We start from the raw sequence: 9,669 nt of genomic DNA, 5'->3' as shown, positions 1-9,669 counted from the left end.
GCTGGTTGACGCTGACGAGTGTCGTGGCGCGGCTCATCTGCGCGGTCTCGACCTCGGCGTAGGCGACCGTGTTGATCGCGGTGAACTCCAGCGAGCGGAAGAAGCCGCCGATCACCAGGATTACCATGATGATGAGCAGCGGCGTCGACACCGTGAACAGCGCGCAGACGCCGAGGAAGAAGGCGCTGATGATGGCGTTCACCGTCATCAGGTTGCGGAAGCCGAAGGTGCGGATGATCCGTGCCGCCAGCGTCTTCATCCCCATAGCCCCGAGCGAGGAGGCAAAGGTGACGAGGCCCGAATGGAACGGCGACAGACCGAAGCCGATCTGCATCAGGAGCGGCAGCAGGAAGGGCAGCGCGCCGATGCCGAGGCGGAACAGGAAACCGCCGAACACGGCCGCGCGCAGCGTCGGCAGCTTCAGGAGCGAGAAATCGAGCACCGGCGATCCGGTTCGCCGGGCATGAATGACGTAGAGCGTCATCGAGATCGCACCGCCTGCGACCAGCGCGGCAACCGTGGTCCAGGGCAGCAGATTGAGACCGGCAACCGAGAGCCCGAAGGCGATGCCTGCGAGACCGATACCGGCGATCACCATGCCGTAGAGATCGAACGGCTCGGGTTGCTCGCTCTTGATCGGATCGATAAATTTCAGCGCCATGAAGATGCCGAGCAGCCCGATCGGGATGTTGATCAGGAAGATCCAGTGCCAGGACGCGTAGGTGGTGATGAAGCCGCCGAGCGGCGGTCCGATCACGGGGCCGATCAGGGCGGGGACCGTCACCCAGGCCATGGCGTTAACCAGCGCGCTCTTGTCGACGGAGCGCAGCAGCACGAGCCGCCCGACCGGGGTCATCATCGCACCGCCCATGCCTTGCAGGATGCGGGCGAACACGAAATCGGTGACCGAGGTCGACAGCGCGCAGCCGACCGAGCCGACCATGAACACGCCGACAGCGATCGCGAACACCATCCGCGCGCCGAACCGGTCGGCGGTCCAGCCGCTCGCCGGAATGAACACCGCGAGTGACAGCAGATAGGAGGTGATCGCGAGTTTCAGCGTCAGCGGGCTGGTGCCGATGTCGGCCGCGATCGCCGGCAGCGAGGTGGCGATCACCGTGGAATCCATGTTCTCCATGAAAAGCGCGGTGGCCACGATCAGCGGAATGACGCGTTGCTTGTCGACCATGACGGATTGGTAATGAAAATCGGAAGGAGGGTGGAGTCGCGGCTTTATCACCGCCGTCCGCCGCCGACTATTGCGGATCCACGCATGGCACCTACGTCCCGCGTAACAACGGTGTGACCCACAGCCTCGTCCTTCCGGGGGCGTCGCTTCTCGCTCCACCGTCATTCCGGGGCGCCCCTTGGCGCGAGCCCGGAATGACAGCCGAGGGGACGGCGCACTGATCCAACCCCGGCGAATTTACGTAAAAACCCTGTGCATGGCTGGCCAGCGCTCCGATTTGCTTTGATTCGTCACGCGGGCATGCTATCGACCCGCGTCAACCCCACTGATGGGCTCCGATTCTCAAGGCGATGCCGCAAGGTACGCCGAGGGCGGCGCTCATCCATAGCTATTTGCGGCAAGACCGCAGGAAGGAGTTGGCAAATGGCCACGGTGCAACTTCAGGGCATCCGCGAAGCCTTTACGTTCGACGACGTGCTGCTGAAGCCTGGCCTGTCGGACGTCATGCCGGGCGAGGTCGACATCCGCTCCCGCGTCACCCGCGCCATTCCGCTCAACATCCCGATCATGGCCTCGGCCATGGACACCGTCACTGAGGCGCGTATGGCGATCGCCATGGCGCAGGCTGGCGGTCTCGGGGTCATTCACCGCAATTTCGATCCCGAGGGGCAGGCCGCCCAGGTGCGGCAGGTCAAGCGTTTCGAGTCGGGCATGGTGGTGAACCCGCTCACCATCAGCCCCGAGGCCACCCTCGAGGATGCGCTCAAGCTTATGAGCGATCACGGCATCTCCGGCATTCCCGTCGTCACCGGCGCCGGCAAGAACACACCCGGCAAGCTGGTCGGCATCCTCACCAACCGCGACGTCCGTTTCGCCACCGACCGCCGGCAAAAAGTCTCCGAGCTGATGACGCATGAGGGCCTCGTCACGGTGCGTGAGAACGTCAACCAGGACGAGGCGCGACGCATGCTGCACCAGCATCGCATCGAGAAGCTGCTCGTCGTCGACGAGCAATATCGCTGCGTCGGCCTCATCACCGTCAAGGACATGGAGAAGGCGGTCGCCCATCCGCTCGCCTGCAAGGATGCGCAGGGGCGCCTGCGCGTCGCCGCCGCCACCACGGTGGGAGATACCGGCTTCGAGCGAACCGAGCGGTTGATCGATGCCGGCGTCGACCTCGTCGTGGTCGACACCGCGCACGGCCATTCCCGTCACGTGCTGCAGGCCGTGAACCGCATCAAGCGCCTGTCCAACTCGGTGCAGGTCGTTGCCGGCAACGTCGCGACCACGGAAGGCGCGCAGGCGCTGATCGACGCCGGCGCGGATTGCATCAAGGTCGGTATCGGTCCGGGCTCGATCTGCACCACCCGCATCGTCGCCGGTGTCGGCGTGCCCCAGCTCACCGCGATCATGGATGCGGTGGAAGCGGCGAAAAAGGCCGACATCCCCGTCATCGCCGATGGCGGCATCAAGTTCTCCGGCGACCTTGCGAAAGCGCTCGCCGCCGGCGCCGATATCGCCATGGTCGGCTCGCTGCTCGCCGGCACCGACGAGACGCCTGGGGAAGTGTTCCTGTGGCAGGGCCGTTCTTACAAGGCCTATCGCGGCATGGGTTCGGTCGGCGCGATGGCGCGCGGCTCGGCGGACCGCTACTTCCAGCAGGACATCAAGGACACGCTCAAGCTGGTGCCAGAAGGCATCGAGGGCCAGGTGCCCTACAAGGGCCCGGTCGGCAACGTCATGCACCAGCTCGCCGGTGGCCTCCGTGCCGCGATGGGCTATGTCGGCGCACGCGACATGAAGGAGCTGCACGACAAGGCCCAGTTCGTCCGCATCACCGGCGCGGGCCTGCGCGAAAGCCACGTCCACGACGTCACGATTACGCGCGAAAGCCCGAATTATCCGGGCGCGGGCTAGTCGCGTTGCTCGCGCGCGGGTTTGGCGCGCCAAGATACTGCCGTGCCCCGCTCGACCCGAGCGGGCCGCGCGCAACCGCGTCGTCGCGGTCGCTCAGGTAGGATTGAGATGCAATCCTACTCGGCAAAGGGCGCTGCATCCACCAGATCAACCACCGAAGGTGCCCGGTATCCATCGACGAAGCGCTCGCCGAAATCCCGGACGAAATTGTCGTAGCTTGTCTCAGGCTTGGTGCTTGCGATATGGCAGAAGCAGCGGCGGAATTGCCGCTTCATCTGCATGCGTGGGAATTCGGCGACGATCCGCGACACTTCGCCGGCGGGAATGGCGTTGTATTGCAGCCCGATGACGTCGAAACATATCCCGGCTGTGGAGAGCGCAACCTCGCTCTCCTTGTAGAGAGCGATCGAGGGGGTTGAGTTCAGCGCGACGCTGTCCCAGATCAGCTGGGCACGGCGTTGGTCGAAGCCGCGCTCGGCGGCAAAGTGGCGCGCCAGGTCCGCCCCTTCGACCTCGAAGCGGCGCGGACCGGCGAAGCTTTCGTTCAGCGTGATGTCGTGCAGCAGGGTACCGACCGCGAGCACTTCCTCGTCGTGCGCGACGTTCTGCAATTGTGCGAGCCGTACCGCGAACAGCCACGAGCGGACGACGTGGTTGAACAGATACGCTTCGCAGTGCCGCCGCGCATGATCGATCGCGGCATCGACAATCGGGGTGTCGGGGACGACTACGCCCGCGAGGGTCCGGTGGGCAGGTTTGTCCATGCTGCTGTCTTTCGCGCTCAGGTCTGCAGGAGAACGAGATCGCTAGTCCCGGATGAACTTCAGGAGCTCGGCGTTGACCTGATCCTGATGGGTTGCGGTCAGGCCGTGCGGGGCACCGGGGTAATAGACCTCCTTGGCGCCCTTGATGAGCTTCGCCGATTTGCGTGCGGAGTCCTTGACCGGCACGATCTGGTCGTCTTCGCCGTGCAGCACCAGCGTCGGAACGTCGAACTTCTTCAGGTCCTCGGTGAAATCGGTTTCCGAAAAGGCTTTGACACTCTCATAGGCATTCTTGGCGCCTGCCTGCATGCTCCACAGCCAGAACTGATCGAGCGTACCTTGCGAGACTTTCGCACCCGGTCGGTTTGCGCCGTAGAAGGCAATCGCCAGATCCTTGTAGTATTGCGATCGGTCGCCCGCGACGCCTGCACGAATGGCGTCGAACACCCCGATCGGAAGTCCCTCCGGATTGGCTTCGGTCTTCAGCATGATCGGCGGCACCGCCGCGATCAGCACCGCCTTGGCGACGCGACCGGTTCCGTGGCGGCCGATATAGCGTGCGACCTCGCCACCGCCGGTGGAATGGCCGATCAGCGTGGCGTCGCGCAAGTCAAGCGCTTCGATCACCGCGGCGAGATCGTCCGCATAGCCGTTCATGTCGTTGTGCTCCGAGGCCTGGCTGGAGCGACCATGGCCGCGCCGGTCGTGCGCGACAACGCGAAAACCGTGCTGGGCAAGGAACAGCATCTGGCCGTCCCAGGCGTCTGCATTCAGCGGCCAGCCGTGCGAAGGTCACGACCGGCCCTTGGCCCCAGTCCTTGTAGTAGATCTCGGTGCCGTCCTTGGTGGTGATCGTGCTCATCGCTATGCGTCCTTTGGAGTGACAAGGGAATTTTTGAGCCAGTCGGTGAGCCGGGTCGGCCCGAGCCGTGGCGCGTCGCCCGGCGTCAGTGACCGATCGTTCAGGGGCAGGCCGAAATAGTCGGCGTGGATATCGGGGATCACGCGGCGCGTGTCGCCCCTGGCGGCCAAGACCTGCTGCGCGAAATCATCGAGTCCGCGCCTTTCGGGACCAGCGATCTCGACTATGCGGTTGCCGGGCGGACCGAGCGCCAATTCGGTCAGTGTGGCCGCGACGTCGTCGGCGGCGACAGGCTGGAAATGCGCGGGCGACAGCCGGATCACGTCGCCGTCGGTGCCGCCTGCGATGATCGCGTCGATGAATTCGAAGAACTGCGTCGCGCGCAGGATGGTGTATGGAAGGCCTGATGCTTGGATGAGCTCTTCTTGCACGAGCTTTGCACGAAAATAGCCGCTCGCCTGCAATCGGTCGGTGCCCACCACCGACAACGCGAGATGATGCTTCACGTTGGCGGCGGTTCCGGCCGCCAGCAGGTTGCGGCCCGAGGTCCGGAAAAAATCCATCGCGGTCTTGTCATCGAAGGCCGGGGAGTTCGCGACGTCGATCACGACTTGTGCACCGCGGACTGCTTCGGCGAGGCCCTCGCAGGTCAAGGTGTTGACGCCAGAGGAGGGCGAGGCCGCGACCACTTCGTGGCCTTTAGCCTGAAGCCCGCGTACCACATTGCGACCGATCAGGCCGCTGCCGCCGATCACCACGATCTTCATTTTGTCCTCGCGCCTTGTTCGCTCCAGAGGCAGGAGGATGCGCCCGAATCCGACTCAAGACCTTGCTGGGGACGTGCAGGGCCCTTGGTTTTTGCTTGAAATCTGCTTGCAGTTTCGTCCAAACAGGGCGCAACAGCCTCGATTGGGGCGCGCCGAGAGCGGGATGCGGCTCGGTGTCAAGTAGGGCCTTTGTGGTGCGTTTCACCTTCGAAGCCTATGTCCTCGATGCTGACCGGCGGGAGTTGCAGCGAAACTCCGAGGCGGTCAACCTCACGCCGCAAGCTTTCGATCTGCTGCTCTATCTGGTGCGCAGCCGCGACCGTGTCGTTAGCAAGAACGATTTGTTCGACACGGTGTGGGGTGGGAGGATCGTCTCGGAATCGACATTGGCCAGCCACATCAACGCTGTGCGCAAGGCGCTGGAAGACAGTGGAGAGGTGCAGCGGCTGATTCGAACCGTTCCGCGCAAGGGGTTTCGCTTTGTCGGTGTGGTGCACGAAGCGGCCGATCAGCTCACCGCGATCGTTCCGTCGGCGGAGAAGCCGGTCGCCGCGCTCGACCTGCCCGACCGGCCCTCGATCGCTGTGCTGCCGTTTCTGAACCTGAGCGGGGACCCCGCTCGGGAGTACTTCGCTGACGGAATGGTTGAAGACATCATCTTCGGTCTGTCTAGAATCCGGTGGCTGTTCGTGTTCGCACGCAATTCGAGCTTCACGTACAAGGGCCGCGCGGTCGACGTGAAGCAGATCGGCCGCGAACTCGGCGTGCGCTACGTGCTGGAAGGCAGCGTGCGTCGCTCCGCTGGCCGTGTGCGCATCACGGGACAATTGATCGACGCCTCCACCGGCGCTCATCTGTGGGCTGAGCGATTTGAGAGCACGATGGAGGATATCTTCGAACTGCAGGACCAGATCACCGCCAGCGTCGTGGGCGCGATCGCGCCGCAGCTCGAACTGGCCGAAATCGAACGCGCCAAGCGCAAACCGACCGAAAGCCTCGATGCCTACGACTATTATCTCCGCGGGCTGGCGCGGTTCCACACCGCGACCCGCGACGGAATCGATGCGGCGTTGCCGCTGTTCTACCGGGCGATCGATCGCGATCCGGACTTCGCCGCAGCTTATGGCATGGCGGCGTGGTGCTTTTACTGGCGCAAGATGAATCGCTGGCTCACGGATCGCGTCGCCGACGGCGCCGAGGCGGCGCGGTTGTGCCAGAGCGCGGTGACGTTGAACAAGAACGACGCGGTTGCGCTGTGCCGCGGCGGCCACGCCTGGCCGCATTTCGGCGGCGACCTGGACACCTGCGTCGCCCATGTGGACCGCGCGCTGGTGCTCAATCCGAATTCGTCGACGATCTGGTATCTCGGCGGCTATCAGCGAATCTCGATGGGCGAACACGACAGCGCGATCACCCATTTCAGCCGAGCCATGCGGCTCAGCCCGCTCGATCCGGAGATATTCCAGATGCAGACCGGGATCGCGATGGGGCACCTGTATTGCCGCCGCTTCGATGACGCGGTGGCGTCGCTGCAGCAGGCGACGCGGCAGATGCCGAACGTCCTGCGGGTGGCCGCCTTCATGGCGGCGAGCCACGCGCTGGCCGGGCGGATGGACGAAGCCCGCGAGGCGATGGGCCACGTCCGGAGGCTGGATCCGACTTTACGGGTCGGCGTCTTGCATGATTGGCTGCTGGTCCGCCGCCCGCAGGATTTCGCGCTCGCTGCGGAGGGCATGCGGATGGCCGGGCTGCCGGAATGATGGGACGCCCGTCGGCACGGAATGCTGGAAGCGGCGGCAACGGAGCTGAGGCGGGCGTGATCGGCGATAGGTTGCTTCGATGACGACGGCGCCGAGGGAGCCGGACGCCCCTCGCTTTTGTATTGACGTAGCTACATCCCTCCGCTTCCGTTCGCGGCGAAAGCCAATCCGGAGGAAGCCATCATGTCCCAAGCCAAACGCATCGTTCTCGCCGCGCGTCCCGTCGGCGAACCCAAGCCGACTGATTTCCGCTTGGAGGAATTCACTGCTCCGACACCTGGGGCGGGCGAGGTTCTGCTGCGCACGATATGGCTCTCGCTCGATCCCTATATGCGCGGCCGCATGAGCGAAGGGCCGTCCTACGCAGCGCCGGTGCCGGTCGGCGGGGTGATGGAAGGCGAGGCGGTCAGCGAGGTTGCGGCCTCCAACAATCCGGATTTCACCGTCGGCGACATCGTGCGTATCCGCTCCGGCTGGCAGACGCATGCGATCTCGAACGGCAAGGGCCTGATCAAGGTCGATCCCAAGCTCGGCCCGATCTCGACCTCGATCGGCGTGCTCGGCATGCCCGGCATGACCGCCTATACGGGCCTGCTCGACATCGGCAAGCCGCAACCCGGCGAGACCGTCGTCGTCGCCGGCGCCTCCGGCGCAGTCGGTTCGGCCGTCGGCCAGATCGCCAGCATCAAGGGCGCACGTGCGGTCGGCATCGCCGGCGGCAAGGACAAGTGCGACTACGTCGTCAAGGAACTCGGCTTCGATGCCTGCATCGATCACCGCGATCCCGATCTCGCGGCGAAGTTGAAGGACGCCTGCCCGAAAGGCATCGACGTCTATTTCGAGAATGTCGGCGGCGCCGTGTTCGAGGCGGTGTTCCCGCTGCTCAACCCGTTCGCGCGCGTGCCGGTCTGCGGCCTGATCGCCCATTACAACGACACCGAGGCCAAACCGCCGAAATGGGCCGGCGCAATGATGCGCAACATTCTCACCAAGCGGCTGACCTTCCGCGGCTTCATCGTCTCCGACTTCGCCTCCCGCCATGGCGACTTCCTGCGCGACATGTCCGGCTGGGTCCGCGACGGCAAGGTCAAGTACAAGGAGTTCGTCACCGAGGGCCTGGAGAGCGCGCCGGCCGCCTTCATGGGCCTCTTGAAGGGCGCCAATTTCGGCAAGCAACTGGTGCGGGTCGGGCCGGACAAGGCCTAGCGCGACGGGGAGCGGAATTCACGCGCGGCCCCCGCGGCCACATTCCGGATGGGGATAGTTAATAAAGCGTTACCAAATGGTCACACCTGCCCGTAAAAGCCGCAGGTGTGACCTCCGGTTCATTGACCGCCGGACGAAGGCATTGAATCATCGCAGATATTTTAGGTGCTGCGATGTTCGAGATCAGTGTTTTCAGCGTAATCCTCCTGGCGGCCGGCTATTGGGCGACGATGTTCGTCATGGGCCGGCGCGACGACGTCATCCACGGCAAGTTCGTCCACACCGAGGACGTGGGCGATCTTGCTCGCCATCCCATGCCGGCACCACTGCCGCCCTTTCCGAAGCATCCGCTCAGGGCGGGGTCAATTGCCGGGCAATCCCCCGCCGCCCGTGCTTCCGCAGCCGAGCCGGTGAACAGCGAGGCACTTGAATCCCTGCTCGCCGCGATCCAGCGCGATCTCAAGAGCGTGGCCTGAGCTCAGTGCCCGCCCATCTGGGCCAGCAGTTCCTCGATATCGACATCGCGCTGGCCCGCCGCCCGGACATGCCGGACCTCGACGCTGTCGGGCCGGAAACGGTATTCGACCAGGCCGACTTCCTTGATCGCGATCCGATCCTGGCGGGAATCGTTGATGACGAAGCCGGCAGACGGCGCCCAGACGTGCCGGGTGTGGCGGAAGGTGAAGTCGCGGCGCTGGTGCACGTGGCCGCTGGCGATCAGGCGCAGGTCGACACTGCCGAACATGTCGATCAGCTTGGCCCGCGCCGGCTGCGGCACGTAGCGGATCGACGTCTCCGGCGTCTCGGCGTCGTCGGGCAGGCCGAGAAATAGCGGCTTGTGCAGGAACAGCGCCACCGGCCTGCCGTTTGCGCGCGATATTTCGGCCGCAAGCCAGTTGAACTGCTCGGCCTCGAAGGCGAGCCCTGAATTCATGACCAGGGAATTGAGGCCGATGAAGCGCCAGTCCGCGGCCTCGAACGACCAATGGTCTTCGCCGATGATCTCGCAGAACTGCCGGCGGTGCATCTCGTCGACCGGCGGCTTCGGCGCCGGCCCGATTGCGGTCGGATTGTCCCCGATGTCGTGATTGCCGGGCAGGTAGCGGCAGGGGACGGGCAGGGCGTCGTGCAGGCTCTTGGCGAATTCGATGTCGTCGCGGCTGCTCGGTCCGTCGAACGAGACGTCGCCGGTGTTGACGACGAG

The 9,669-nt window shown here is 64.7% G+C and carries 8 protein-coding genes and 1 pseudogene; 4 read left to right on the top strand and 5 right to left on the bottom strand.

Translation table 11 applies throughout. The features are described from left to right. Window positions 1-1,189 (bottom strand): MFS transporter (locus JHD07_RS21305; RefSeq protein ID WP_291625463.1); only part of this gene is annotated, 1,189 nt, incomplete at its 3' end. Between the two features lie 423 nt (window positions 1,190-1,612). Between JHD07_RS21305 and guaB the strand changes: the two genes are divergently transcribed. Then, window positions 1,613-3,106 carry an IMP dehydrogenase gene (guaB, locus tag JHD07_RS21300; RefSeq protein WP_291625461.1) on the top strand — a complete coding sequence of 498 codons (1,494 nt, stop codon included), beginning with the start codon at window positions 1,613-1,615 and terminating at the stop codon, window positions 3,104-3,106. Between the two features lie 116 nt (window positions 3,107-3,222). Here the strand turns inward: guaB and JHD07_RS21295 are convergent, their stop codons facing one another. The 3 genes and pseudogenes from JHD07_RS21295 to JHD07_RS21285 all read right to left on the bottom strand — a co-directional run bounded on the left by JHD07_RS21295 (window position 3,223) and on the right by JHD07_RS21285 (window position 5,499). Beyond that, window positions 3,223-3,870 carry a hypothetical protein gene (locus tag JHD07_RS21295; RefSeq protein WP_291625459.1) on the bottom strand — a complete coding sequence of 216 codons (648 nt, stop codon included), beginning with the start codon at window positions 3,868-3,870 and terminating at the stop codon, window positions 3,223-3,225. Window positions 3,871-3,912: 42 nt separating this feature from the next. Then, window positions 3,913-4,732 (bottom strand): annotated as a pseudogene (locus tag JHD07_RS21290) (alpha/beta hydrolase). A gap of 2 nt (window positions 4,733-4,734) precedes the next feature. Beyond that, entirely contained in the window at window positions 4,735-5,499 is a 765-nt protein-coding gene (locus JHD07_RS21285; RefSeq protein WP_291625458.1) for an SDR family oxidoreductase, read from the bottom strand. Between the two features lie 194 nt (window positions 5,500-5,693). Here JHD07_RS21285 and JHD07_RS21280 point away from each other — a divergent pair, with 194 nt between their 5' ends. The 3 genes from JHD07_RS21280 (at window position 5,694) to JHD07_RS21270 (ending at window position 8,941) form a co-directional block, all read left to right on the top strand. Next, window positions 5,694-7,259 (top strand): winged helix-turn-helix domain-containing tetratricopeptide repeat protein, encoded by a 1,566-nt coding sequence (locus JHD07_RS21280; RefSeq protein WP_291625466.1) that lies wholly within the window; start codon window positions 5,694-5,696, stop codon window positions 7,257-7,259. Window positions 7,260-7,442: 183 nt separating this feature from the next. Further along, complete coding sequence (locus JHD07_RS21275) at window positions 7,443-8,465, top strand: NADP-dependent oxidoreductase (protein ID WP_291625456.1); 1,023 nt, start codon at window positions 7,443-7,445, stop codon at window positions 8,463-8,465. Window positions 8,466-8,638: 173 nt separating this feature from the next. Beyond that, window positions 8,639-8,941 (top strand): hypothetical protein, encoded by a 303-nt coding sequence (locus JHD07_RS21270; protein ID WP_291625454.1) that lies wholly within the window; start codon window positions 8,639-8,641, stop codon window positions 8,939-8,941. Window positions 8,942-8,943: 2 nt separating this feature from the next. Here JHD07_RS21270 and JHD07_RS21265 read toward each other — a convergent pair. Further along, window positions 8,944-9,669: metallophosphoesterase (locus JHD07_RS21265; RefSeq protein ID WP_291625452.1), on the bottom strand; the 726-nt coding region annotated here is incomplete at its 5' end.

Source organism: Bradyrhizobium sp. (genome assembly GCF_016462955.1).
GTDB lineage: Bacteria > Pseudomonadota > Alphaproteobacteria > Rhizobiales > Xanthobacteraceae > Bradyrhizobium.
This window is presented reverse-complemented; position numbering and strand designations above follow the sequence as displayed.